This is a genomic window from Myxococcus sp. AM010 (assembly GCF_013372585.1).
Lineage (GTDB): Bacteria > Myxococcota > Myxococcia > Myxococcales > Myxococcaceae > Myxococcus > Myxococcus vastator.
Genome location: NZ_JABXEO010000106.1, coordinates 1 through 25,271, shown reverse-complemented (window position 1 = coordinate 25,271; position 25,271 = coordinate 1). Strand labels below are relative to the sequence as shown.

Here is a 25,271-nt window from a genome sequence, read left to right as displayed (position 1 = left end):
GTGGGATGGGGGGCATGTGGGAGGGCGGCGCGCCAAGGGCGGCCATGCCCAGGGCCTCGGCGCCGGCTCGGGGCGCGCCGCCGCCGCCCCCGCCGCCGCCCGCGGAGGTGTCTGGCCGGGCCGAAAGGAAGATGATGGAAGTCACGGAGCAACGCGCTGACCACGAGGGCGCGGCCCCGGACGCGCCGGAGCCGCTGCGCTCCAACTTCGCGGAGACGGCGTTCTGGGCGCCCCAGGTGCTCACCGGGAAGGATGGCTCGGCGACGCTGGAGTTCACCGTGCCTGACTCGGTGACGGCGTGGAGCGTCTGGGTGCACGCCGTCACGCGTGACTTGAAGGGCGGCTCGCTGCAGCGCACCTCCCGGAGCGTGAAGGAGCTGATGGTGCGCCCCTACGTGCCGCGCTTCCTGCGCGAGGGCGACCGCGCGGTGCTGGAGGTGATGGTGAACAACGCGGCGTCGCGCCCGCTGCAGGGCACGCTCACGTTGGACATCCAGGACCTGGAGCTGCAGAAGAGCGTGCTGTCGGACTTCGGCGTCCAACAGGCGTCGCAGGCCTTCCGCGTGGAGGCAGGGAAGGGGACGCGCCTGCGCTTCCCGCTCACCACGCCCACGCGGGTGGGGCCCGTGGCCTTCCGGGTGGAGGCGCGCGCGGAGAACCACAGTGATGGTGAGCTGCGCCCGCTGCCGGTGTTACCGGGCCGGATGCACCTGGCGCAGTCGCGCTTCGTGACGCTGAAGGGCAAGGACTCCAAGACGATGCGGTTCGAGGACCTGCGCGCGGGAGGCGACCCGACGCGGGTGAACGAGCAGCTGGTCGTCACCGTGGACACGCAGCTCTTCTATTCGGCGCTCCAGGCGCTGCCGTACCTGGTGAACTACCCCTACGAGTGCACGGAGCAGACGCTCAACCGCTTCGTTTCGACGGGCATCCTGTCCAGCCTGTACGGGCAGTACCCGTCGGTCGCGCGGATGGCCAAGAAGCTGAGCGAGCGCCCCACCTCGTTGGAGACGTGGGACGCGGTGGACCCCAACCGGAAGATGGCGCTGGAGGAGACGCCCTGGCTGGAGCTGGCGAAGGGCGGCGCCGGGCCGGAGGCCGGTCTGGTGAAGGTGTTGGACCCGAAGGTCGCCGCCGCCGAGCGCACGTCCGCGCTGGCGAAGCTCCGCAAGGCGCAGACGTCCAGCGGCGGCTTCCCCTGGTGGCCGGGGGGCCCGCCGTCGCCGTACATGACGCTCTACATCGTGCATGGCCTCTCCCGCACGATGGAGTTCGGCGTGGAGGTCCCGCCGGAAATCACCCGGGGCGCCTGGGGCTACCTGGCGCGGCACTTCCGCGAGGAGTACGCGACGAAGCTGATGAAGGAGGACCGCGGCTGGGAGTTCCTCACCTTCCTCAACTACACGGCCTCCGCGTACCCGAACGCGAGCTACACCGGTGATGCGCTCACCGCGGCGGAGCGGGAGCGGATGCTCGCGTTCAGCGACAAGCACTGGAAGAAGCACTCGCCCTACCTCAAGGGCTACCTGGCGCTGACGCTGAAGCGCGCGGGGCGCGACGCGGACGCCCACCGTGTCTGGGAGAGCGTCATGGACTCCGCCAAGACGAGCCCCGAGCTGGGCACCTACTGGGCGCAGGAGGACCGCAGCTGGCTCTGGTACAACGACACCACGGAGACGCACGCCTTCGCGCTGCGCACGCTGACGGAGCTCAATCCGAAGGACGCGCGCCGCGAGGGCCTGGTCCAGTGGCTGCTGCTGAACAAGAAGCTCAACCACTGGAAGTCCACCCGCGCCACGGCGGAGTCGCTGTACGCGCTGGTGAAGTACCTCCAGGCGGAGGGCGCGCTGGGCGTGCGCGAGGACGCCCAGGTGACGGTGGGCCCGCGCGTGGTGCGCATGTCCTTCGCCCCGGACGAGTACACGGGCAAGAAGAACCAGGTCGTCGTGCCCGGTCCGGAGCTGAATCCGGCGACGATGAGCTCGGTGGTGGTGGAGAAGACGACGCCGGGCTTCGCCTTCGCGTCTGCGACGTGGCACTTCTCCACGGAGAAGCTGCCGGACAGCGACCGCGGGGACTTCTTCCAGGTGTCGCGGCGCTACTTCCTGCGTGAGCGGCAGGGGCGGGACGCCCTGCTCGTGCCGCTCGCCGAGGGCGCGGTGGTGCTCCCCGGAGACGAAGTGGAGGTGCAGCTCTCCCTGCGCGCGAAGCACGCGGCGGAGTACGTGCACCTGAGAGACCCACGCGCCGCGGGCCTGGAGCCGGAGAACGTGCAGTCCCGCCACCGCTGGGATTTGGGCATCGTCTGGTACGAGGAGACGCGGGACTCCGGCACCAACTTCTTCTTCGAGCAGCTGCCCGCCGGTGAGTACACCTTCAAGTACCGGCTGCGCGCCAACATGGCCGGCCAGTTCAAGGTGGGCCCCGCCACCGTGCAGTCCATGTACGCGCCGGAGTTCACTGCGTACTCCGCCGGGGCGGTGCTCACGGTGGGCGCGGCGAAGTAGCGCGGCCCACGGCGGGGAGTGGGTCCTTCATCCCGGGCTCATTCCCCGCAGGTGGCCTTGTCGTCCGTAGGGTGCAGGGTGGCGATGCCGTAGGTGCCATTGCGCGTGCCACACCACACGCGCCAGTTCGTCCCGCCCAGGTCCGGCGCCGAATACACGCCGCCTTCCTTCTTGGCCCCGCCGCGCGCGCAGCAGCGGGCGAAGGCGCGCGTGCCAATGGACAGGATGCCCACCGCGTCCGGCGAGCGCGAGAAGCCGCCGATGTGCTTCTTCCCGCAGGACCAGGGGGCCATGCCCTTGAAGCGGATGGTGTAGGCGTCACCCTTCAAGGCCGCGTCGCCGCGCGCCGGGCCCTGGTAGCAGAGGCGGCCCTCCGCCTCGAGCTGGGCATAACGCGGCAGGAAGTGCAGGCCGCCAATGGGGCCCCGCTGCCAGTCGTCGCCGCAGAAGACGTGCGTGAAGGCGTTGCGAGGCCCGGTGCTGACCCAGAGGCCCGTGAGCCAGTCGAGGTTGGCCTGCCGCGCGCCGGGCCGGCCCGCCACGGACAAGGCCCGCTGGAGGCGCGGGTCGTCGTAGTGGCGGGAGAGGAAGCGCCGCACGTCGCCTTCGCTCACGCTGACGTCGGGACGCGCGGGGCACAACGCCAACACCTCGCGGTCCATGGCCGACAGGGGAGGCGGCTTCACGAACAGCGGCGCGCTGTCACACGTCGTCGCGCAGCCGGTGGCCGGCTTCCAGCTCGCGGCCGTCGCTTCCGAGGGGCCCGCCTGCTCCTCGTCGAACGCACCAGCGCTCCCGTCCGCCGTCCGAGCAGCCGCGCTGCCAGCGGGGCCCTTCAGCACCACCTGCCGGCCGCTGGACGTCGCCTGTCCCTCCCCGGCCGCCGCTCGCGACGCGAGGCCCTGGGCCCGGTCCGCGGCCACCAGGGCCGCCGCGCTCGGGGCCGCGGGCACGGTGGCCTCCGGCGCGCCTTCACACAACACCCAGCCTTCGGCGGACGCGCCGCTCAGCTTGCACCAGGCGCGCTTGGGGCCGCCCTTCTTGAGCAGGGGGTAGGGCCTCCCGGCCTCCACCGTGAAGACGATTTGGCGGGACTCGGGCTGCTCGACGGCGTCCACCGTGACGTCGGACACGAAGACGCCGCGGCCCGCGAGGGCGGGCAGCGAGGCGACCAGCAACAGGGCGAGACACGGGAGGGAGAGACGCATGGCGCACGGGAGTCTACAGCAGTCCCCACCATGCCCCTCGGAGGGAGGGGCAGGGGGGCTCGTCCTGCGCCTGCGACGGCCGTCACCGGCCGGAGATTCAACCGAGCTTCACGCGGGCGACCTTCAGCTTGCCCACCTGCACCGTGTACTCACCGGCGCCCAGCTCCGCCTTGGCGTCCTGCACCTTCTCGCCGTTGACGCGCACGCCGCCCTGCGCCATCAGCTTGCGGGCCTCGGTGGCGGAGGTCACCAGCTTCGTCTCCGGCAGCAGCTTCGTCACCGGCAGCTTCTCCGCGCCCCCCAGGGAGACCTCCACCAGGGGCAGCTCGTCCGTGGACAGCTCCTTCTTCGCGAAGCGCTTCTCGAAGTCCTCGGCGGCCTTCTTCCCGGCCTCCTCGCCCTGGAAGCGCGCCGTCATCTCCTGCGCGAAGCCGACCTTCACCGCCTTGGGGTGCAGCGCGCCGGACTCCACCTGGGCGCGCATCTCCGCCAGCTCCATCCGCGTCTTCGCGGAGAGCAGCTCGCAGTACCGCCACATCAGGTCGTCGGTGATGCTCATCAACTTGCCGAAGATGGTGTCCGCCGGCTCGTCGATGCCCACGTAGTTGTCCAGGCTCTTGGACATCTTGTCGCCGACAATCTTCCCGTCGACCGCCTTCGCGTTGAGGCCCTCCAGGATGGGGCCCGTCATGATGACCTGCGGCGCCATGCCCTCTTCCTTCATCAACTGGCGGCCCACCAGCAGGTTGAAGAGCTGGTCCGTCGCGCCCAGCTCCACGTCCGCCTTGAGCACCACCGAGTCGTAGCCCTGCAGGAGCGGGTAGAGGAACTCGTGGATGGAGATGGAGACCTCGCCGCGGAAGCGCTTCTTGAAGTCGTCGCGCTCCAGCATGCGCTGCACGGAGTAGCGCGAGGCCAAGCGAATCATGCCCTCCGTCCCCAGCGTGTCCAGCCAGCTGGAGTTGAAGCGCACCTGCGTCCTGGCCTCGTCCAGCACCTTGAACACTTGCTGCTTGTAGGTCTCCGCGTTGGCCTTCACCTCGTCGCGCGTGAGCGCCGGGCGCGTGGCGTTGCGGCCCGTCGGGTCGCCAATCAACCCCGTGAAGTCCCCGATGAGGAACACCACCGTGTGGCCGAACTCCTGGAAGCGCCGCATGCGCGTGAGCAGCAGCGAGTGGCCCAGGTGCAGGTCCGGCCGGCTCGGGTCGAAGCCCGCCTTGATGACCAGCGGCTTGCCCGTGTCATACGAGTACCGGAGCTTCTTCTTCAGGTCCTCGGGCACGTGGAGGTCCACCGTGCCACGGGTCACTTCTTCGAACTGCTCCTCGGGGGTCGCCTTGCGCAGCGCGTCCGGATTCATGGCGCCGCAAGCTACCCGAAGTGCGCCAGCCGTGGACGCACTTCCTCCACCGGGCTTCAGGTGCCTGGCAGGTGCTCCCGGACGCGGTGGATGCTCCGCCCCCGGCCGGTGGCGTCGTCGATGTCCACCACCACGCCTTGCAGGTAGACGAGCCGCTCCGCCACCTCGTAGGGCGCGGGCTTGCCCAGGAAGCGCGTCAGCGACGACTCCTTCTTCATGCCGATGACGGAGTCCAGCGGTCCGCACATGCCCACGTCGGTGATGAAGGCCGTGCCGCCGGGGAGGATGCGCTCATCCGCCGTCTGCACGTGCGTGTGCGTCCCCACCACCACGGACACCCGCCCATCCAGGTGGACGCCCATGGCGTTCTTCTCACTGGAGGCCTCGCAGTGCATGTCCACCAGGATGCAGGGCGTCTGCTGGCGCAGCTCCTCCACCAGCCCTTCCACCACCTCGAAGGGGCTGGCCTCGGTGCGCATGAAGACGCGCCCCTCCAGGTTGATGACGCCCAGCGCGCGCCCATCCGGCAGCTTCACCACCGTGTGGCCCTTGCCCGGCGTGCCCTTGGGGTAGTTGGCCGGACGCAAGAGCAGGTCCGGATGCTCCTTCACCCAGGGGAGGATGGCCTTCTTGGAGTAGAAATGATTACCGCTCGTCAGCAGCTGGATGCCGCTGTCGAGCAGGTAGTGGGCCGTCTCTGAAGTGATGCCCGAGCCCTGGTCGCTGTTCTCCGCATTCGCGACCACCACGTCCACGCCGTGCTGCGCGCGGACCCTTGGAAGGAGCGTGCGGACCGCCTGGAGTCCCGGGCGGCCCACCACGTCTCCCATGAAGAGGACTTTCACGTATCGAGGAAGTCCCAGTCGCGGTACAGGCCGCGCAGGGACTCAGACTCCGTTACGACCAGGTCCATGTCGACGTCATCCCCAGTCGTGGGCAGCACCGGGACGACCTGGTCATTGAAGGCCAGGCCCACCCGACGACTGCGCTGACTGGCCGCGCGGAGGGTGGCGTCGTAGTAACCGCCCCCGCGCCCCAGCCGCTTGCCTTCCCGGGTGAAGCCCAGGCCCGGCACCACGAAGAGGTCAATCTGGTCCACCGCGATGAGGTCCGCGGAGTTGGTGGGCTCACGCACCCCCAACCGCCCCGGCTCCAGCTCGCTTTCCGACTTGATGGCACGGAACGAAAGAATCCGCCCGTGAACATGGGAGAGCGGGTAGCAGACAATCTTGCCGTCTTGCAACGCCGCAATCAGGATATCCCGGGTTGGCACTTCCCCCCGAATGGGGGCGTACAGCGCCACCGTGCGCGCCTTCTGATAATACGGCGCCGCCAGAAACCGAGACTGAACCTTGAGACCCCGTGTATCGATGAGATCCGGCGTCATCGCCTTCCGGCGCGCCGTGAGCTCTTCGCGTAGGGTCTGCTTCCTCGCCGCCGCCTCTTCCACCACCGTCTCGCTCACCGACGCCGCTCCACAGAAAAAGTCCCCCGCAGCATGGCCGTGTGCCCGGCGTCCATTGAACCCTCTAAAAGCCAGGTGGGGACCGAAATCATGTCTCCGCAGGCTTCCCTCATCCCTCGTGAGAGGGGAGGGCTTGCACATGGAGACCGAAACGGACCCCGGAATGGACGTATCGGTTCGAATTTCTGCCGAGCATCACGCGCCCCGCAGGGGACAGCCCTTGAACAAAGCTACAGTGCTTGCAAATCCTCGAATCTATTGGGAATTCCCGCCAGAGTCTTTGGAAATGATAAGGACGGGGGGCGGCGGGGTCAAGGCATCCTCGCGCGTTTACAAGGCAGGCGCGGGGCCTCTATGATGGAAAGAGCCCGAATCCACCCACATATGCCGCCCTCGCTATTGAACAAGGGTCTTGCGACGGTTCTTTCCGTTGCCTCCGGCCTCGCGTGGGCGGGACCGCCCACGGTGTCGAACGCCTATCAAGGGGACTCCTATGGCGCGGTGTCCCTGCGCATGCAGGGAGACCGGCTGGTGGGGTTCGCGACTGGCGGACCCTGCGGATTCGAACCCGATACGGAGGTGCTCTCTGGCGAGTTCCAGGACAACGTCCTGGTGGGCCAGGTGTTGCTCTGCCAGTTGGGTCCCCATTGTGAGCCGCGGGTGAACCAGCCCGCGCTGGTCGTGTTCAACCCGGAAGATGGGGTGATGACGGCCCTGTTCCGCCTGAAGGACGGGTGCCGCTCGCCGGTGTTGAAGAACGACTCCTTCCTGCTGCTGCGGCCGCTGTCCCGGGACGCGGACGCGGTGGAGCCGGCGCGCGCGGCTTCAGCGACCACGGCCGTGGCGGACGGCGCGAACTCCTCAGCGGCGCAGGTGGCCGCGGGGCTGGGCCGGCAGGGCGAGGTGTCACCCCTGGAGGAGGGGCAGCGTCAACTGGCCGCGGGCAACGCGGGCGTGGCGCAGCGCCACTTCGAGCTGGTCCTGTCGCGCGACGCGCGCAACGCCTCCGCGGTGGTGGGCCTGGGGGCCAGCCAGCTGGCGCTCAATGACGTGGTCCGCGCGGTGAAGACGCTGGAGGCGGGCAAGGGGCTGGGGCGCGCGGACGTCCACCTGTGGCTGGCCTACGCGTACCTCCGGGAGGGCAGCCGCGCGCGCTCGCGCGAGTCCCTGCGCAGGGCCTTCGACCTGGGCTGGGTGCCCGCGGGCCGCGCGTCGGAGGCGGTCGCGGAGCAGGCGCTGCGCGAGGACATCAAGGACCTTGAAGCGCTCATGCAGCAGCAGCGGACCCGAAAGCGGATCCTCGGCCGCCCGCCGGCGGGGGCCGGAAACTCCACGCCGTGAGCCAGCCGACATCCCCGCCGAAGACCATGCGGGTCTTCGGCACCTACGAAGTCCTCTCCGTGCTGGGCAAGGGCGGGATGGCGGAGGTGTACCGGGCCCGGGTGCTGTCCGGTCCGCGCGAGGGCTGGACGGTGGCGCTCAAGCGCCTGTTGCCCGCGCTGACGAGGGATCCAGAGTCCGTGGCGCTCTTCGCGCGCGAGGCGCAGCTGTCCAAGCAGCTCCACCACCCCAACATCGTCACGGTGCTGGATGCCGGCGAGCTGGAGGGCATCTACTTCATCGTGATGGAGCTGGTGGACGGCCGCGACCTGGGGCAGATCCTCCGGCGCTGCAAGGTGCGCGGGATTCCGCTGCCGCTCGACTTCGCGGTGTACCTGGGCAAGGTGCTGCTGGAGGCGCTGGCGTACGCGCACTCCGCCGCGGGGCCCCAGGGCGAGCCGCTGGGCATCGTCCACTGCGACGTGTCGCCGTCCAACGTCTTCATCTCCCGCGTGGGGGAAATCAAGCTGGGCGACTTCGGCGTGTCGCGCGTGCTGGTGGACGGCAAGCTCCAGGGCGGCGACGTGCTGGGCAAGCCCTACTACCTGTCCCCTGAATCGCTGCTCGGCGAGGTCAGCCCGGAGGCCGACCTGTGGGCGGCCACGGTGGTGCTCTACGAGCTGCTGACGCTGGAGCGCCCCTTCACGGGCCCGACGCCGGAGGCCGTGTTCAACGCCATCCGTGCCCGGCAGTACCGGCCCCTGCGCGAGCTGCGGCCCGACATCCCGGAGGCGCTGGAGGCCGTGGTGGCCCGGGCCTTCGCGGAGCGTCCCGAGGACCGCTTCCCGACGGCGGAGGAGTTCGCCCAGGCGCTGGCGCCCCACTACGACGAGCGCGTGGGCACGCCGCTGGCCATCGCCGCCGTGGTGCGCGGCCTCTTCGGCGCCAGTGACGAGGTGCGCGCCACGCCGCCGCCCGGAGAGTCGCCGCCGACGCCGGGCTCGCGCGCGGGGTAGGGGAGCGGGCACCCCGTTGTCCGCTCGACCGCCCCTGCCCGCCGTCCAGGACGATGACGACCTTTCCTTCCGCCGCGCGGTGTCGCGTGCAGGAGGAGTTCACATGGCCAACGAGCCCAAGCAGCCAAAGCCGGAGCAGTCCGCACCCGAGCCCGAGGAGCGCGAGCGTCCGCGGACCTCCAAGGCGGATGAAGCCCGGGAGGACGGGATGCCCGGTTACGGGCAGCCCGACGAGGACGTCCGCGAGCAGCCGCTCCCGGAACAGTCCTGGTAGCGACGCGCTTCACACCTGTCCAACAGCGTGCATCTGGCGCGTGATCGGGCCTTGAAGTCCGACGCGGAGGCTTGGCCCCGCGCGTCCGGATTGTTAGGTCTCGAAAACGGAGCGCGCTGAAAGTGTTCCTGCGCGCGCTCCTTCTGGCGGTTGAGCGTCGCGCGCTTTCCCTCACCCGCCAGCTCAAGCGATGGATCCTGAATGGATCACCGGACGTGGTCGCTCTTCGCGACGGGCATCCCAAGTTTCGACACCCTGCTGGGCGGAGGCATCCCCAGGCGACAATCCATCATCGTGGCCGGAGACCCGGGCAGCGGGAAGACGGTGCTGTGCAGCCAGCTGGCCTTCCTGGCCGCGGCGCGAGGCCTGCCCGTCGTGGTGGTCACCGTCACGTCCGAACCCCACGACAAGCTCGTGGGCGAGCTGAGCAGCTTCAGCTTCTTCAAGGAGGAGCTGCTGGACGAAAAGCTCTTCGTGATGAGCGCCTACTCGTCGCTCAAGCAGGGCGCGAAGGAGACGCGGGACCTCATCATCCAGACGGCGCGCAAGCGGGGCGCGAAGCTGCTCTTCATTGATGGCCTTCGCGCCATCCGGGACCTCTGGCAGGACGAGGCGCGCCTGCGCGAGTTCCTCTACGAGCTGGGCATTGGCCTGGCCGCGGCGGATTGCGTCGGTCTCTTCACCACCGAATATCCCCTGGAGAAGCTGCTGACGCTGCCCGAGGCCACCACGGTGGACGGCCTGGTTTCACTGTCGGTGTCGAAGCACGGTGCCCGCCGCATGCGCCGCGTGGAGGTCGTGAAGCTGCGCGGCCGGCCACACCTGATGGGCGAGCACCTGATGCGCATCAACGGGGACGGGGTGTCCTTCATCCCGCGCCTGGAGGCCCTGGAGCCCACGGGCGAGGACGTGGCCCCGCCCCAGGAGCGCGCCAGCTTCGGGCTGCCGGAGCTGGACGTCTTGATGGAGGGCGGTCTGCCCCGCACGAGCGCCACGTTGCTGGCCGGAAGCATGGGCATCGGGAAGACGCTGCTGGCCGCGCACTTCGCGGCGGAGGGCGCGCGACGGGAAGAGCATTCCCTCTTCGTCTCCTTCCATGACTCCACGGCGTCGCTCGCCGCCCGGGCGCGGCGCATCCAACTGGACGTGGAGCGCTGCGTGAAGAGCGGCATGCTCACCTACCTGTACATCCCTCCGATGGAGCTGGAGGCGGACCTGGTGATGGACCGCATCCTCCAGGAGGTGGCGCGGCTGAACGTGAAGCGGCTGGTCATTGATGGCCTCACGACGCTGGAGCAGGCCATCATCGAGCGGGAGCGCAGGCCGCTGTTCCTGGCCGCGCTCGCGGAGAAGCTGCGCCGGGCGGGGGTGACGACGCTGTACACGCGAGAGGTCTCCAAGGTAGCCGGCACGGAGCTCGACTTCAGCGACGCGCCCGTCGCCACCCTCGGGGAGAACCTGCTCCTCCTGCGCTACGTGGAGCTGCGCGGACGCATCCACCGCCTCCTCTCGGTGCTGAAGATGCGCGACAGCAAGTACGACAACGACTTGCGCGAGTTCCAGATCGCCGACACGGGGATGAAGGTCCTGGACACGCTGCGCTCCGCGGAGGGGCTGCTGACGGGGCAGGCCCGGCCGCTCGGGACGAGCATCGGGGCCGTGGAATGAGCGGCGTCCTCATCGCGGAGGACGAGGAAGCCCTGCTCGAGGTCTTCGCCGAGGTCGTGGAGGCGCTCGGCTACCGCGCCATCCGGGCCCACAATGGAGAAGACGCGCTCATGTTGGCGCGCACGGAGCCGCCAGCCCTGGTGGTCAGCGACCACATGATGCCCCACCGCACGGGCATGGAGCTGCTGCGCGCCATGCGGTCGGAGCCGAGCCTCTCGTCGGTGCCCTTCGTGCTGCTGAGCGCCGCGCGGCCCGCGGGCCGCGAGGAGGCGGACGTCTTCCTCGCCAAGCCGGTGGACCTGAACACGTTCGAGGAGGCCGTCACCAACGCCCTTCGCGAACGTCCGCCCGTGGCCGTGCCCACCCTCACCGAGCCGAAGGCCTCCTCGTACACGCGCAGGGGGCCCATCCTGGCCCGCGAGGAGGTGCTCAACTGGGTGGCTCACGAGCTGAAGACGCCGCTCTCCTCGGCCCGCCTCAACGCCCAGGTTCTGCTGCGCAAGGTGGAGAAGCGGGGCGCGGAGGACGAGGTCCGTTCGGCGGAGGCCGTCCTGCGGCAACTGGACCGGATGAACCACCTCATCTCCTCCATCCTGGACGCCTCGCGCCTGTCCGAAGGCAAGGTGGAGCTGAGGCCCAGCCAGGGGGACATCGCTGGCTTCCTCCGGGAGCTCATCCAGGAGTGGCGTGATTTGGAACCGCAGGTGGACTTCGCGCTCCGGGGCGCCGAGGAGCCCGTGTTCCTTCCCTTCGACGGGGAGCGGGTGCGGCAGGTGCTCAACAACCTGCTCTCCAACGCGGTGAAGTACGGGGGCGAGACACGACGCGTCGAATTGGGCCTCGGTCTGCACCCCGGGCTGGCGGACATCCACGTCCGGGATTGGGGCATCGGCATCTCGGCGGGGGCGCTTCCCTCCGTCTTCGAGCGCTTCCAGCGGGCGGATGGCGAGCCTGCCCAGGGCCATGGCCTGGGCCTCTACATCGCCTCCTCCCTGGCGAAGCTGCACGGGGGCTCGTTGTCGGTGAAGTCCGCGCTGGGCGAGGGGTCGACCTTCCATCTCCGGCTTCCCCTGAGCCGGCGCCCCATGTCCTAGCCGGCCAGCGCGCGGACCTTCGGAACATGCAGGACGAGCGCGTCCACCACGCGCGCCACGTCCGCCTCCGTCGTACCGGGTCCCATGCTGAAGCGAAGGCTGCCTCGGGCCTGCGCGGGCGACAGGCCCATGGCCCGCAGGACATGCGACGGCGTCAGCGTGCCGGAGGCGCAAGCGGCGCCGGACGACACGCAGATGCCCTCCAGGTCCAGGGCGATGAGCAGCGACTCACCCTCCACGCCGTCGAAGCGCAGGTTGCTGGTGTTGGGCACGCGCGGGGCCGCGCCGCCGTTGACGTGCACCCCGGGCAGTCGCGCCGTCACCTCGCGCTCGAAGGCGTCGCGGAGCGCCGTCAGCCGCGCCGCTGTCTCCGGCAGCTCCTCGGCGGCCAGCTCCAGTGCGAGCGCCAGCGCCTCCGCATAGGGCACGTTCTGCGTCCCCCCGCGCCGGCCGCCTTCCTGGTGGCCCGGCGTGAGCGCGCGGACGTCCACGCTCTTGCGAACCAGCAGCACGCCCACGCCAGGAGGGCCGCCGAACTTGTGCGCGGACAGGGACAGCAGGTCCGCATCCACCTCGCGCAGGGACAAGGGCACCTTGCCCGCGGCCTGCACCGCGTCCGTGTGGAACAGCACGCCGCGCTGTCGGCACGCGAGCGCGACTTCCCGCGCGGGTTGGAGCACGCCCGTCTCGTTGTTGGCCCACATCAACGAGCACAAGGCCGTGTCCGGCGTCAGGGCCTCCAGCAGGTCGGCTTCGCGCACGCGCCCCTCTGGACCGGGCGCCACCCGCACGACGTGGGCGCCCTCCCGCTCCAGCTGCGCCACCGCGCCCAGCAGGGCGGGGTGCTCCACCGCGGACGTCACCACCCGCCGGCGCTCGGGCTGGGGGCGCAGGTGCCAGGCGCCCACGAGCGCCAGCGCGTCCGCCTCACTTCCGGAGCCGGTGAAGCTGACTTCCTTCGGCTCGCAGCCGAGCACGCGGGCCACCTTCGCCCGCGCCGCGTCCAGCCGGGCCCGGGCCGCGCGGCCCTCCTGGTGCACGCTGGACGCGTTGCCAAAGCCGCTGGACGCGAAGGCGCGCGACAGCCGCGCCGCCACCTCCGGGCGCACCGGCGCGGCCGCGTTGTAGTCCCAGTACGTCACGAGTCCTGCGCGTACAGCAGCGACACGGGCCGCTCGTCGGCGACGCCGAACGCCTCCAGGAACTTGGCCACCAGCTCGCGCTTGAGCGCCTTGCGCTGCGCCAGCTTCCCGGAAAGCGGCAGCCGCGCCCCGGCCATGCTGCCGTGGCCGCCGGCGGAGCCGCCGTAGTCCTCGCAGATTTCGCGGATGAGGCGCCCCGCGTTCATCCGCCGGTCCTTCACGCGCAAGCTGAGGAAGAGCTGGTTGCGGTACGAACCGAAGGCGAGCGACCACTTCATGCCTTCGAGGAACATCAGCCGCTCGGCCACCTCCGCCACCATGTCCGGGGAGTAGACCTCCTCCAGGTCGGTGACGATGGCCGTCCCGTACACCTTCGCCCGCTCGTAGGCCGTGTGGTAGAGCTGGAAGTAGCGCGCGGGCAGCTCCGGATGCTCAATCTGCGCCAGCAGCGTCTTGTCCATGCGCGGGAACAGCCACAGGTAGCTGTCCACGTCCGTGGGCGTCGTCTCCCGGCCCAAATCCCGCGTGTCCGCCTTGATGCCGTAGAACAGGCCGGTGGACACCTCCACGGAGGGCTCCAGCCGGGCCGCGCGCAGGTACTCCACCAGCATGGTGGACGTGGCGCCGAAGTCGCCGCCCACGTCCGCGAAGGGGGACTCCAGGCTCTCCTGCCGCAGCGGGTGGTGGTCCACCACCACGTGCGCTTCCAGCCGCGCGGGCAGGGAGTGGTTGCCCACCTTGGGCTGCGTGTCCACCAGCCCGAAGAAGTCATACTCGTCGAAGTCGAGCGTCGACACGTGCGAGACGGGCAGGCGCAGCACCTTCACGAAGGCGATGTTCTCCGCCCGGCCGATGATGCCTCCGTAGCCGACGTGGGCCTTCAGCCCCGCCTTGCGCTCGAGCAGGTGCGCCAGCGCCACCGCCGCCGCCAGCGAGTCCGGGTCCGGATTGTCGTGGGTGAGGATGAGCGCCTTGTGGTGGCCCTGGGCCACTCGCAGGAGCCGCTCCAGCTTGTCTCGGGCTGGCATATGGGCCAGCCGCGCTGGCGGGGGCTCCGTCAGCTCGCCTCCCGAGTTTCCGGTTCCGCGGCGGCTGTTGAGGGACTGTGTCACGGGCATGGGTATTCTTCTTACTTCCTCCCGTCCTGGGATTCGAGAATCCGGGGTCTGTTGCCAACACACCAATGGTGTCGACGGACCCCGGACTCTTCACGGCGCGCGGGAGGCGCGTGAGCCTGCGCGCCCCCTCGCCGGGCCGCCGTGGGACGTGGGCTAGCTGTTCAGCGCCTTGAACTTGCGGCCCAAGTCCCGGAAGTACTTCATCCCGTTGTCGAGCGAGTTCTCCATCGCGTCCATCAGCACCGTGCGGAAGCCCGCCACGGGTCCCCGGAAGGACTCGTAGTAGCGCTGCCGGTCGATGGAGTGGATGACGGCGGGCATGTAGCCGTTGCGCAGCAGGATGAGGTTGCTGCACATGCGCCCCACCTTCCCGCTGTGCTCGGTGAACGGGAAGATCTGCACGAACTTGTGCTGGACCGTGGCCGCCTGCTTGATGGGGTGGAACTCGCGGAACTCGGCGCTGGCCGTGTAGTCCACGAGCTTCTCCAACTCCGGCTGGATCTTCGCCGGCTGGGAGATGTCGTGGAAGTACGTGCGGTGCAGCGGCATGTCCTTGCGCAGCCCGGACCTGTCCCGCTCCTTGGCCAGCTCCTTCTCTGTGCGCTCGCGGCGCTCCATGCGCGCGCGCTCCGTCTGGGCCTCCGGCGTGTTGCCCAGGAAGAGGTCGTGTATTCGCTTGATGGTGGTCAGCGTGATTTGCGCCTGCTTCCTGGCGCCCGCTGCCTCCTCACGGAGGAAGTCACAGACGGCCTTGTGGTTCCGGATTTCGAGGACCACCGGAATCATGGAGGCTTCCGCGCTGGTTCGATGCGGGAACAGCGCGGCCATCAGCTCCTGATGGGTGTAGACGACTCCCTCCAGCGCGGCGTCGTGGTAGATCCACGACATCTCCATCTTGTCCAAGAACTCGCGCGCGTCAGGCTTGTCCTTGTAGATGTCGAGGTACCCACGCAGCGTTTCGTTCTTCTCGTCGATGTCCTGGTAGCGTTCCTTCACGGACTGCGGCTCCTTCTCGCTGCGGGTCCGCCGCGGGCGGTACTCGAAGCATGCGGCCGAGCGGTACAACGGCGCGTGGATTCTAGAAATTCCGCGCGGTTGTAACAACGAAATCATTACAGATTGACGAGGAACACCTCGCACGCCTGGTCGAGCAGGTCCTTGGAGAGCGCCGGAGGCATCTGCCGGTAGCGCGCAGCGTCCCGGATGAGGCTCACCAGGTCCCGAGGGTGGCACGAGCGGAGCTCCATGCTCCGGGGCTTGTAGTAGTGCTCGATGAGGTACGTGACGGCCTGGTCCACGTACGGGATTCCCGCTGCCTCGCAGACGCGACTGAAGATTTCCCGGTAAGCCTCTTCGTCGGGGTTCCCGACCTCAATCTTGTACTTGATGCGGCGCAGGAAGGCCTCGTCCACCAGCTCCTTGGGGTCCAGGTTGGTGGAGAAGACGAGGAGCTGATCGAAGGGGATTTCGAACTTCTTGCCGGTGTGGAGGGTGAGGTAGTCCACCCGCTTCTCCAGAGGGACAATCCACCGGTTGAGCAGGTCCGTGGGGTGGACCTTCTGGCGGCCGAAGTCGTCGATGAGGAGCATGCCGCCGTTGGCCTTCACCTGGAACGGGGCCTCGTAGAAGCGGGTGCTCTCCGAATAGATGAGGTCCAGCATCGCCAGCGTCAGCTCGCCGCCCACGACGACGGAGGGCCGGCGGCACACGAGCCACCGGTTGTCCATTTCGAACGTCTGCCTGCGGCCGGAGGCATCCCCGCCGGCCTCCAGCGACACCGGCGTGTGGATGAGCCTGTCGTGGACCTGGATGATCTGATTCCCAATCTCCAGGCAGTGGGGGACGAACACCTCGCCGCCGAACATGTTGGAGACGGCCTCCGCCAGGCTCGTCTTGCCGTTGCCGGGGGAGCCGTAGAGGAACAGCGAGCGGCCGGAGTTCACCGCCGGGCCCAGCTTGTCCATCAGCTCCGCGGGGACGGTGAGGTGGCTGAGCGCCATCACCAGCTCCTCCTGGCTGACGACGGGCGTCTCCTCCGTCTGGCTGGTGATGAGCGCGTTGTACTGCTCAATCGGCACCGGCGCGGGGCCCACGTAGGTGGTGCGGGTGAGGGCGTCCCGTGCGTACTCGCGGCCCTTCTCCGACAGGATGAACTCCACCGACGCGCGGCCGAAGCCCTTGCCGCCGCGCAGGTCCACCAGCTTCTCCGTGGCGATGAAGTCCACCACGTGCTCGATGACGCCCGGCCACGGCAGGCGCATCTCGTCCGCGATGCCCATGCCCGTGCCCGTCCCCGAGTAATAGAGGTACTTCAGGGCGATGTCGGACAGGATGCCCATCTTGAGCCCCGTGTCCTCCACCGACTTCGGCTCCGGTGGAGCGATGTCGAGGATGGATGGGTTCTCAAGCTTGAACGGATTGTCGTCGTAGTCGTAGCCAGCGGGAGGAGCCATCAAGCCCCGTTCTAGCCCATTCAAGGCGTGCTCGGGCGCGGGACGTGGCGTCTTCCCTGGCTGCCCGCCCCCCTCCCAGGCCGAAGAGGGGGGCGCGGCGGGGCGGCTCAGACGTACGTGAGCCAGTCCGCGTACTTCGGCTCCTGGCCCCGCACGATGCGGAAGTACATGTCCTGCACGTGCCGGGTGACGGGGCCGACCTTGCCGTCCGCCACCTGGCGGTTGTCCACCTCGCGCACCGGGGTGATCTCCGCCGCCGTGCCGCAGAAGAAGATCTCGTTGGTGATGTAGAGCGCGTCGCGGGTGAAGGTGACCTCCTCCACCGTGCGGCCGCTGTCGCGCAGGATGTGCAGCACCGTGTCGCGGGTGATGCCATCCAGGATGGGGCAGGACAGGGGGGGCGTCTTGATGATGCCCTTCTTGTTCACCTGGAAGATGTTCTCGCCGGAGGCCTCGGCCACGAAGCCGCTGACGTCCAGGAGGATGGCCTCGTCGTAGCCCGCCATCACCGCCTCGCGCTTGGCGAGGATGGAGTTGACGTACTGGCCGGTAATCTTCCCGCGCACCATGTTCACGTTGACGTGCATGCGCGTGTACGAGCTGACCTTGGCGCGGATGCCTTCCTTCATGCCCTTGTCGCCCAGGTACGCGCCCCAATCCCAGGCCGTCACGGCGGTGCGGGTGGGGTTCACCGCGCCCAGGCCCATGGCGCCGTCGCCCATGAAGGCCACCGGCCGCAGGTACGCGCCGTTGGCGAACAGGTCCTTCTGCGCGCGGAGCAGATTCACGCACGCGTCGAAGAGCTCGTCTTCGGTGTACGGAATCTTCAGCATGATGATGTGGGCCGAGTCGAGCAGCCGGCGGATGTGCTCACGCAGCCGGAAGACGGCCAGCCGTCCGTCGTGCGTCTTGTACGCGCGGATGCCCTCGAAGACACCCAGGCCGTAGTGAAGCGCGTGCGTCATCAGATGCACGTGGCCCTCGTCCCACTTCATCAGCCGGCCGTCGAGCCAGATTTGCTCGGCGCGCACGCCACTACTCGAGGTCGAGCTCATTCGATGTTCCTTCGCCTGGATGTTTGAGGGGTGGGACCGCCCGGGCCTTCTAGCCAGCGAAACCTATGAGGTCAAAGCGTGTTTCTCGTCCCGAAAAGAGTCACAGCACCGGTGGCAGGGGGGTAAGCATCCGACGGAGGAACGGGATGTCCTCCGCCAGTGCCGCCCTGCCGAAGTGTAGCGCCTTCGAGGCCAGTTCCACCGACGGTACGACGTCCAGCGGCGACAGTGTTCGCGGAAAGCGTTTGACGTGGTGCGTATAGGGGAGGTTCGGCGTCACCGTCATCGCGGCCAGCCGCTGGAGGGGAAGCCAGAAGGGCGTGGTCAGCTTCGGGGCGAAGCCGTCGAGCGCGAGGATGAACGCGTTGCGCGTGCCGATGCGGCCCCGGGCCACCGCCTTCCACGCCTCCTTGGCGGGCAGGTTGTCCACCAGTCCTCCGTCGATGAGCCGCGCGACGCCGTGCTGGCCCATGAGGCCCTCCACCAACGTGTGCATGCCCGGGTCCTCTCGCAGCACGTCGTAGTGGATGACCCCGGGCAGCGCGGAGGAGAAGCCCGCGGCGTCGAGCGCGTCGAAGTCGCCGGTGGTGTCGTCCGCGCCCAGGTAGAGGCGGGCGGTGATTTCGGGACGGGTGAAGAGCTCGGCCATGGCGCCCATGGCGGCCTGGATGCGGCGCGCCACGCCCGCGGGGTTGAGCAGGCCCAGCGGACTGACGCCCAGCAGGCGCTCGTAGTACTCCAGCGGCCGGGGGAGCATGCCGCGGCGGATGCCGCCCACGGCGATGAGGGTGGGCACCGGCAAATCCCTGAGCCGCATGCCGCTGCTCTCCGGCCCCGCGCCGAAGAAGCGGCCCAGCCCCGCGCGCAGGAACAGCCGCAGCGCCGCGGGCAGGCCATAGCGGCTCTCCGTGGAGATGAAGCGGAAGAGCTTCCGGAAGGACAGCCCGCGGACGATGTTGATCATGTCCGTGGGGTCGAAGCGCGTCAGGCGCGAGCGCATGATGGCGAGGATGGCGCCCATGGACGTCCCGGCGAGCAGGCGCGGCTCCAGGCCGTGTTCATCCAGGAGGCTCATCGCGCCCAGGTAGACGTAGGCCGTCCCGCCTCCGCCGCCGGTGACGAGCACCAGCTCCTTCTGCCGGATTTCCCGGTCCAGCGCCTCGGGTGGAACGCGCCCGCGCAGCCGCTGCGCCACCGTGTCGCGCGCCTTCGCGGCGTGCTGGCGCAGGTCCTTCACGTGCGGCATCAGCCGATCCCTCGTGGGCGGGAAGGGGGCTTGGAGGATGGGGCCCAGGCGGCGCTCCACCTCCTCGCGAAACGGGGTGAGCAGCGCGCCCACGCCCACGTCGCGTCCGTCGTGCCGCACCTTGTAGAGGCGCGCCAGCGACAGGGCGGTGCGGAGGATGGCCTCCTCGCGCGGGTCGACCAGGGCCGCGTTGGCCAGCGACGCGCGCACCAGGCGGAGCTCCATCTCCTCGAGCGGCCGGGTGATTTGAAAGCGTTCCTTCAGCAGCACGCGCTTCGAGGGCCCTTCACGCCTGGGCGATCTGCGAGAGGTTGGACTTCGCCTTCTCGATGTCGCCTTCGTACTTGAGGACGAGGTTCAGCGTGGAGGCCACCACGTCGGCGGTGAGCTGCTCCGCGTTCAGCAGCGCCAGGCTCTGGGCCCAGTCGAGCGTCTCGCTGATGGAGGGCGCCTTCTTCAAGTCGAGCGAGCGGATGGCGGCCACCGCCTCCACCACCTGCTCCGCCAGCACCTGGGGCACCTGGGGCAGGCGCGAGCGGACGATGCGCAGCTCGCGCTCGCGGTCCGGGAAGTCGATGTGCAGGTGGAGGCAGCGGCGCTTGAGCGCGTCGGACAGCTCGCGCGCGGCGTTGGAGGTGAGCAGCACGCGGGGGACGTGCTTCGCGCGGAAGGTGCCCAGCTCGGGGATGGTGACGGCGTTGTCGGAGAGCACCTCCAGGAGGAAGGCCTCGAACTCCGGGTCCGCCTTGTCGATTTCGTCCACCAGCAGCAGGGCGGGGTGCTCGCAGAGCAGGGCGCGCAGCACCGGGCGGGGCAGCAGGAAGCGTTCGGAGAAGAACACCGCGTCACTGGAGGCCAGCCGGTCCGCCGCCTGCGCCAGCGTGGTGGTGCCCTGCACCATGTCCCCAATCTTGTCCTTGAGGAGCTGGGTGTAGAGCAGCTGCTTGGCGTACTCCCACTCGTAGAGGGCCTTCGCCTCGTCCAGGCCCTCGTAGCACTGGAGCCGGATGAACTCGCGGCCCAGCGCCTGGGCCAGGGCCTTGGCCAGCTCCGTCTTGCCGACGCCGGCGGGGCCTTCCACCAGGATGGGCTTGTCCATCCGGTCCGCCAGGAAGGCCGCCGTGGCGATCTCCGGCGACGACAGGTAGCCCACCTGCTCCAGGCGCTTCTCCGCGTCCTCCACGCTGGTGAAGGCGTGGCTCTCAACCGTCGAAGGGGTGCTCACCCGGTGAACTTAACCGAGGCCCTCCAGGCGACTGCGGCAAAAATGCCAGGGTTCCGGCGTCATCTCCGTGGCCCGTCCGCCTCGCCGCCGGGCAACCCTGCGAAACTCCGGAGGGAAATATTCTGCGCACCGTGGGCACACGTCGTGCATCTCATGGCCTCGAATCGGTACTCAGGGAGGTCAGCGGTCATGGCGTGGGCGTGGTTGCGGATGGTGATGATGGTGGCGGTCGTCCTGCTTCCGGGCGGCTTCCCGCTCCTGCTGGCCTACGTCTCCTTGCGCACACTCCGCAGCCGTTGGCGCCGTGCCCAGGAGGAGGCCCACAGTGGGGGCCGCGTGGTGTCACTCCGGAACGTCGTCTCCACGCTCCACTTCAAGGAGCTGGTCCGCGAGGCACGCGCCGCGCTCTGAGCGCGCGAGGGCGCCGCTCGACGCCTCCTGGGTGGGAGCTGAAACGGCCCTGACACACCTGCCCGACCAGGGCACGGATGTCAGGGCCGCTTCATTGAGGCCTCGGGGTTCCGAGGCCGGGGCCGTCGGGATTCCGGCGGGGTGCCGGAGTCCCGGCGCCGTTACTTGTCCAGCTCGTCCACCAGGGCCGTCCAGTCGTCGTCTTCCTTGGTCGTGGGCAGCTGGATGAGCAGGGTCCGGTCGGTGGGCTCGGACTCGTCACTCAGCGCCGCCGGCTGGGCGGGAGCCGGGGCAGGGGCCTTCTTCGCGGCGGCCTGGGCCGCAGGCCTGGCGGCCGGCTTCTTCGCCGGGGCCGCCGGAGCAGGGGCCGCGGCGGGCGGGATGACCTGGTTGAGCTGCGTCCTCACGGCCAGGTCGTCGTCCTGGGGCGCCGCGGGTTTGGCGGCGGCCTTGGCCGCCGCGGTGGTGGACTTGCTCTTGTAGCGGGCCAGCTCCAGCTCGGCGACCTTGAGGGCCTTGCTCTTCTCCTGCACGGACTGCTGCAGGCGGGTGACCTCCTGCACCTTGATGGCGTCGCGGCGCTCCAGCTCCGCCTTCTGCTTGGCGGCGAGCTCTTCCTGCTCCTTGGCGTGCCGCGCCTCCAGGTCCTTGCGCTCCTTCTGCGCGGAGGCCAGGCGGGTGGTGGCCTCGTGGGCCTTGCTCTCGGCGGCGGCCACCTTGGCGTTGAGCTCCTTCTCCGCGCGGGATTTGGCGCCCTGCGCGTTCTCCACCGCCAGCTCCAGGTCCTGGATTTTCTTCGCCCGCGTGCTCAGCTGGCCTTGGAGGTCCTTGGCCCTGGCGTCGGCCTCGGTGGCCTGCGTCTGGGCGTCCTGCGTGAGCTGGGCGATGCGCTGCTCGGCCTTGGCCAGCTTCGCGGCCAGTTCATCCGCCGCCCGCCTGGCGTCGGCGCGTTCCTGGTTCGCCTGCTGGGCCTGCTGCTGGAGCCGGGCCTCGGCCTGCTGGACCTGGCCCGCGAGCCCGTCCCGCTCGGCGGTGAGCTTCTGCTGGGCGGCGCCCGCGGCGCGAAGCTGGTCCTCGCGGCCCGCCAGCGCCTTGCGGCCCTGCTCGAGCTGCTCGTTGAGCCCGGCGATCTGCTGACCCAGGCCCTCGGCCTGACGGCGGGCCTCGGTGGCCTGCGTCTGGAGCTTGGCCTCCAGGGCCTTGAGCTGCTCGGTGCGGGTGGCGACCTCGCGGTTGAGCACCTCCGCCTGACGCATCTTCTCCTGCGTCACGTGGGTGAGCTTGCGGAGCGTGTCCGACAGCTCCGTGCCCTTCTGCGTCAGGTCGTTCTGGAGCAGCTCCTCGCGGCGCTGCGACTCCTCGGTGAGCGTGTGCAGCCGCTCCTCGAGGTGGGCCCGGGTGTTCTCCGTCTGCGCCAGCGTGGCGGTGAGCTGTGTCACCTCGGCGACGCGCGTGCCCAGCTCGTGCTTGGTGAGGGTGAGGTGCTCGCCCAGGTCCTCGCCATGGGCGCGTGCCTCGGCCAGCTGACCCTCCAGCGTGGCCTGGGTGCTCGCGGCGGCCTTCCGGTGTTCCTGGTGCGCGTGCTGCTCGCGCGCGAGCGCGTCGCGGGTGGAGGCGAGCTGGCCCTGGGTCTGCTCCAGCGTCTGGCTGGTGGCCTCCAGCTCGGAGCGCAGGCCGTCGCGCTCACTGGTGAGGTCACCGATGTGCGCGCTCGTCTCCGCGGCCAGCTTCTCGTGCGCGGCCCGCTCGGCCTCGTAGTGGCCCTGCGTCTCGGACAGCTCGGCGCGGAGCTGGCCAATCTGGCCGGTGAGGTCCTGCTCCAGCGCGTCCTTCGCGGCGCCCAGGTCGGCCAGCTCCGCGGTGCGCTGGTCGCGCTCGCGGGTGGTGTGGGCCAGCGTGTCGCGGGTCTCCTGGAGCGCGCCTTCGGTCTGCGCCAGCGTCTGTTGTGTCTGCTGGAGCGTCTGGGTGGTGGCGTCCAGCTCGCCGCGCGTCTCCGCCAGCGTGCCTTCGGTCTGCGCCAGCGCCTGCTGTGTCTGCGCCAGCGTCTGGCTGGTGGCGTCCAGCTCGCCGCGCGTCTGCGCCAGCGCGCCTTCCGTCTGGGACAGTGTCTGCTGCGTCTGGCCCAGCGTCTGGCTGGTGGCGTCCAGCTCGCCGCGCGTCTGCGCCAGCGTGTCCTCGGTCTGGGCCAGCGTCTGCTGCGTCTGGCCCAGCGTCTGGCTGGTGGCGTCCAGCTCGCCGCGCGTCTCGGCCAGCGCGCCTTCCGTGTCGGAGAGGGTCTGCTGCGTCTGGCCCAGCGTCTGGCTGGTGGCGTCCAGCTCACCGCGCGTCTGCGCCAGCGTGCCCTCGGTGTTCGCGAGGCGCGCCTGCGTGTCCGCCAGCGTCTGGCTGGTGGCGTCCAGCTCGCCGCGCGTCTCCGCCAGCGTGCCTTCGGTGCTGGCGAGGGTGTGCTGCGTGTCGGCGAGCTGCTGCTCCGTCTGCGCCAGCGTCTGCTGCGTCTGCGTCAGCGTCTGGCTGGTGGCCTCCAGGTCTCCGCTCAGCTCGGAGATGCGCTGGTCGCGCGTGGCCACGTCCCCTTGCAGGGATTCGATGGTGGCCTCGCGCTGGGTGACGGTGTCCTCCAACTGGGCCACGCGCGCGGAGAGCTGTTCGCCGGTCCGCTGCGAGTCATCGAGCTGCCGCTGCGTCTCCTCGAGCTGCGAGGTGAGCGCCTGAATCTGGCCGGTGAGGTCCGCTTCCAGTTCGGCCTTGGCGGAGCGCAGCTCCTCCAGCTGACGGGAGAGGTCCGCCTCCAGCGCGTCCTTCGCCTGGGAGAGGGCCTGGAGCCGGTCGTTGAGGTCCGTCTCCAGCTCGTCCTTGGCCTGCCCCAGCGCCTGGAGCTCCGCGGTCAGCTCGGCCTCGCGGTCCTCCAGGTGCGCCTTGGCGGCCTCGACCTCGCCCTCGAGCTCGCCGATGCGCTCCAGCTGCTGCTGGATGTTGGCGTTGAGCTCCGCCTCGGTGTGCTCGTTCCGGGCGATGGTCTCCGACAGCTCGCGCTCGAGCGTGCCGAGCTTCGCGTCACGCTCCTCGATGCGCTGGGTGAGCTCGGCTTCCTGGGCGTCCTTGTCCAGCCGGAGCTGGTCGCGCTCGCCCGTGGTGCGCGTAAGGTCCGTCTCCAGGTCCGCGACCTGCTGGCTGAGCTTCGCCTCCAGCGCATCGCGCTCGGCGTTGAGCCGGTGGATTTCCGCGTCCGCCTGGGTGCCGTGCTCCTCGGCGCGGGTGGCGCGGGCTTCCAGGCCGCGCACGGTGGCGTCGCGCTCCTGCTCGGTCTGCTGCAGCCGCTCCTGGAGGGCCTGGATTTCACCGTCCAGCTCGGCGAAGCGCTCGTCGCGCTCGCTGATGGTGCGGTTCAGCTCGGTCTCGAAGTCGTCACCGCGCTTCGTCAGCCGCGCGATTTCGCCTTCGTTCGCGAGGACGGTGTCCTGGAGCTTCTGCTCCTTGACCTCGAACTCGAGAGTGACGACGCCCAGGTGCTTCTCCAGCTTGTCGTACTCGTTGCGGCCGTGCTCCAGCTCGCTGGCGCGGCGGCTCAGCTCCTCCTCGGCGCGGGAGACCTCCCGGCGCAGGAGGTTGATGTCCTTCTCCTTGGAGGCGACGACCTCGATGAGGTCCTTCTCCGCGGAGAACTTCTGGAGGAGCAGGTCGTCGACGGTGGCGCCGTGCTCGCGCTCCTTCTGGATGGTCGCCTGCTGGGCCTCATTGAAGCGGCGCAGCAGGTCATCCACCTGCATCTTCAGGCCCTGGAGCTCCACGTCCTTCTCGTGGATGCGGTCCTCGCCGGAGAGCAGCTCACGCTCGCGCACGTTCCAGATTTCGGAGAGGCGGGCGAGCTGGGCCTCGCGCGTCTTCAGCTCGTCGCGGAGGATTTGAATCTTGCCCTCCGGCGTGCCCATCAGCTCGCGCCGCGGCGGCGGACGCTTGAGCTGGCGGGACTCGGCGAGCAGCTCCGCCTTGCGGTCCGCGATGGACTGGAAGGTGCGGTCGAGGAACGCGCGGTCCTCTTCCGTCATCGCGCTGCGGCGCTCGCGCTTGGGCAGCTTCGGCGGCCCACCCGCGGCGGCCTTGAGCGACGGAGGCATGGGCGGGGGCGCCTCGCGCGTCCCGTTCAGCGCGGCCTCCAGCGACGCGCCGGTGTCATCCGTGCCGGGCGGCACGATGCCGTGGCTCAATGCGGTCAGATCGCCCAGCGCGAACGGGAAGGCGAGGTAGCCGTCGGCCGCCTGCGGTGTCTGACGATGCTGCGCCAGGCCGTCCACGCCGCTCTCGGAGGAGATCAGGAGCACCTTGAGGTTCTGGCCCCACTTGCCCTTCTTGATGTTGCCGCAGAGGACGAAGCCGGACTGATCCTTCAACTCCGCACGGAGGACGACCAGGTCTGGCCGGCGCTTCTCCAGCTCACGCTGCGCGTCAGCCGCCGTCTCAGCCAGGGCGGTCTGGTAGCCCGAGCCCTTGAGCACGGTGGCCATGCTGAGCGCTAATTCATGATCGCTTTCGACGATGAGGACCCGACGCTCCATGAAGCCTTTGTCCCGGAAAAGTGCTGTGAAAACCGGAACATCCTAGCGGGCGGGTGCGACCCTTGGAAAGTTTCCAGGATCAGCTCGGTTGGCTGCCTCACGAGTTCTTGCCACGGACGACGACTTCCGAACGGCCTGAGGGGGCCGGGTGGGCGG

19 protein-coding genes and 1 other RNA gene are annotated in these 25,271 nt (G+C 69.4%); 7 read left to right on the top strand and 13 right to left on the bottom strand.

Annotated elements, in window-relative coordinates; all coding sequences use genetic code 11:
• Nucleotides 1-2,507: alpha-2-macroglobulin family protein (locus HV826_RS32330; protein ID WP_368671045.1), on the top strand; the 2,507-nt coding region annotated here is incomplete at its 5' end.
• Between the two features lie 38 nt (nucleotides 2,508-2,545).
• Here HV826_RS32330 and HV826_RS32325 read toward each other — a convergent pair.
• From HV826_RS32325 to ssrS, 5 genes are all read right to left on the bottom strand, one after another.
• Entirely contained in the window at nucleotides 2,546-3,715 is a 1,170-nt protein-coding gene (locus HV826_RS32325; protein WP_176420907.1) for an EndoU domain-containing protein, read from the bottom strand.
• Between the two features lie 97 nt (nucleotides 3,716-3,812).
• A complete protein-coding gene (tyrS, locus tag HV826_RS32320; protein ID WP_176420906.1) occupies nucleotides 3,813-5,075 on the bottom strand; it encodes a tyrosine--tRNA ligase in 1,263 nt (420 codons plus the stop codon).
• A 56-nt stretch (nucleotides 5,076-5,131) separates the two neighbouring features.
• Entirely contained in the window at nucleotides 5,132-5,920 is a 789-nt protein-coding gene (locus HV826_RS32315) for a TIGR00282 family metallophosphoesterase (protein WP_163782390.1), read from the bottom strand.
• Entirely contained in the window at nucleotides 5,917-6,540 is a 624-nt protein-coding gene (locus HV826_RS32310) for a 5-formyltetrahydrofolate cyclo-ligase (protein ID WP_002639727.1), read from the bottom strand. Before HV826_RS32310 ends, HV826_RS32315 begins: the two co-directional genes overlap by 4 nt.
• A 19-nt stretch (nucleotides 6,541-6,559) precedes the next feature.
• Nucleotides 6,560-6,756, bottom strand: a non-coding RNA gene (gene ssrS / locus HV826_RS32305) — 6S RNA.
• Nucleotides 6,757-7,005: 249 nt separating this feature from the next.
• Here ssrS and HV826_RS32300 point away from each other — a divergent pair.
• The 5 genes from HV826_RS32300 (at nucleotide 7,006) to HV826_RS32280 (ending at nucleotide 11,912) form a co-directional block, all read left to right on the top strand.
• Nucleotides 7,006-7,881 (top strand): tetratricopeptide repeat protein, encoded by an 876-nt coding sequence (locus HV826_RS32300; protein WP_368671044.1) that lies wholly within the window; start codon nucleotides 7,006-7,008, stop codon nucleotides 7,879-7,881.
• A complete protein-coding gene (locus HV826_RS32295; protein WP_176420904.1) occupies nucleotides 7,878-8,876 on the top strand; it encodes a serine/threonine-protein kinase in 999 nt (332 codons plus the stop codon). Before HV826_RS32300 ends, HV826_RS32295 begins: the two co-directional genes overlap by 4 nt.
• A gap of 103 nt (nucleotides 8,877-8,979) precedes the next feature.
• A complete protein-coding gene (locus tag HV826_RS32290; protein ID WP_255217523.1) occupies nucleotides 8,980-9,150 on the top strand; it encodes a hypothetical protein in 171 nt (56 codons plus the stop codon).
• A gap of 201 nt (nucleotides 9,151-9,351) precedes the next feature.
• Entirely contained in the window at nucleotides 9,352-10,818 is a 1,467-nt protein-coding gene (locus tag HV826_RS32285) for an ATPase domain-containing protein (RefSeq protein ID WP_176420902.1), read from the top strand.
• Entirely contained in the window at nucleotides 10,815-11,912 is a 1,098-nt protein-coding gene (locus HV826_RS32280) for a HAMP domain-containing sensor histidine kinase (protein WP_176420901.1), read from the top strand. Before HV826_RS32285 ends, HV826_RS32280 begins: the two co-directional genes overlap by 4 nt.
• Here the strand turns inward: HV826_RS32280 and HV826_RS32275 are convergent.
• The 7 genes from HV826_RS32275 to HV826_RS32245 form a co-directional block, all read right to left on the bottom strand.
• Complete coding sequence (locus HV826_RS32275; protein WP_176420900.1) at nucleotides 11,909-13,054, bottom strand: cysteine desulfurase family protein; 1,146 nt, start codon at nucleotides 13,052-13,054, stop codon at nucleotides 11,909-11,911. The genes HV826_RS32280 and HV826_RS32275 overlap by 4 nt on opposite strands.
• Nucleotides 13,051-14,172, bottom strand: a complete 1,122-nt coding sequence (locus HV826_RS32270; protein ID WP_176420899.1) for a bifunctional oligoribonuclease/PAP phosphatase NrnA — start codon at nucleotides 14,170-14,172, stop codon at nucleotides 13,051-13,053. Before HV826_RS32270 ends, HV826_RS32275 begins: the two co-directional genes overlap by 4 nt.
• Nucleotides 14,173-14,325: 153 nt before the next feature.
• Complete coding sequence (locus HV826_RS32265; protein ID WP_240358231.1) at nucleotides 14,326-15,168, bottom strand: Fic family protein; 843 nt, start codon at nucleotides 15,166-15,168, stop codon at nucleotides 14,326-14,328.
• A gap of 116 nt (nucleotides 15,169-15,284) precedes the next feature.
• Nucleotides 15,285-16,625 (bottom strand): AAA family ATPase, encoded by a 1,341-nt coding sequence (locus tag HV826_RS32260; RefSeq protein WP_176420898.1) that lies wholly within the window; start codon nucleotides 16,623-16,625, stop codon nucleotides 15,285-15,287.
• A 107-nt stretch (nucleotides 16,626-16,732) separates the two neighbouring features.
• A complete protein-coding gene (locus tag HV826_RS32255) occupies nucleotides 16,733-17,680 on the bottom strand; it encodes a branched-chain amino acid transaminase (RefSeq protein ID WP_163782382.1) in 948 nt (315 codons plus the stop codon).
• Between the two features lie 100 nt (nucleotides 17,681-17,780).
• The gene (locus HV826_RS32250; protein WP_176420897.1) at nucleotides 17,781-19,196 is read right to left on the bottom strand and encodes a patatin-like phospholipase family protein; all 1,416 of its coding nucleotides are present in this window, start codon (nucleotides 19,194-19,196) and stop codon (nucleotides 17,781-17,783) included.
• Nucleotides 19,197-19,212: 16 nt separating this feature from the next.
• Nucleotides 19,213-20,151, bottom strand: a complete 939-nt coding sequence (locus HV826_RS32245; RefSeq protein ID WP_176420896.1) for a MoxR family ATPase — start codon at nucleotides 20,149-20,151, stop codon at nucleotides 19,213-19,215.
• Between the two features lie 189 nt (nucleotides 20,152-20,340).
• Between HV826_RS32245 and HV826_RS32240 the strand changes: the two genes are divergently transcribed.
• Complete coding sequence (locus tag HV826_RS32240; RefSeq protein WP_176420895.1) at nucleotides 20,341-20,562, top strand: hypothetical protein; 222 nt, start codon at nucleotides 20,341-20,343, stop codon at nucleotides 20,560-20,562.
• 161 nt (nucleotides 20,563-20,723) lie between these two features.
• Here HV826_RS32240 and HV826_RS32235 read toward each other — a convergent pair whose 3' ends face one another.
• Complete coding sequence (locus tag HV826_RS32235) at nucleotides 20,724-25,115, bottom strand: response regulator (RefSeq protein WP_176420894.1); 4,392 nt, start codon at nucleotides 25,113-25,115, stop codon at nucleotides 20,724-20,726.
• Nucleotides 25,116-25,271: the final 156 nt, after the last annotated feature.

What these genes read in the sequence shown, in the direction of transcription:
- HV826_RS32290 (WP_255217523.1), top strand. Translation starts at nt 8,980, where the DNA reads ATGGCCAACGAGCCCAAGCAGCCAAAGCCGGAGCAGTCCGCACCCGAG.
- HV826_RS32285 (WP_176420902.1), top strand. Translation starts at nt 9,352, where the DNA reads ATGGATCACCGGACGTGGTCGCTCTTCGCGACGGGCATCCCAAGTTTC.
- HV826_RS32280 (WP_176420901.1), top strand. Translation starts at nt 10,815, where the DNA reads ATGAGCGGCGTCCTCATCGCGGAGGACGAGGAAGCCCTGCTCGAGGTC.
- HV826_RS32235 (WP_176420894.1), bottom strand. Translation starts at nt 25,115, where the DNA reads ATGGAGCGTCGGGTCCTCATCGTCGAAAGCGATCATGAATTAGCGCTC.
- HV826_RS32270 (WP_176420899.1), bottom strand. Translation starts at nt 14,172, where the DNA reads ATGCCCGTGACACAGTCCCTCAACAGCCGCCGCGGAACCGGAAACTCG.
- HV826_RS32240 (WP_176420895.1), top strand. Translation starts at nt 20,341, where the DNA reads ATGGCGTGGGCGTGGTTGCGGATGGTGATGATGGTGGCGGTCGTCCTG.
- HV826_RS32255 (WP_163782382.1), bottom strand. Translation starts at nt 17,680, where the DNA reads ATGAGCTCGACCTCGAGTAGTGGCGTGCGCGCCGAGCAAATCTGGCTC.
- HV826_RS32325 (WP_176420907.1), bottom strand. Translation starts at nt 3,715, where the DNA reads ATGCGTCTCTCCCTCCCGTGTCTCGCCCTGTTGCTGGTCGCCTCGCTG.
- tyrS (WP_176420906.1), bottom strand. Translation starts at nt 5,075, where the DNA reads ATGAATCCGGACGCGCTGCGCAAGGCGACCCCCGAGGAGCAGTTCGAA.
- HV826_RS32260 (WP_176420898.1), bottom strand. Translation starts at nt 16,625, where the DNA reads ATGGCTCCTCCCGCTGGCTACGACTACGACGACAATCCGTTCAAGCTT.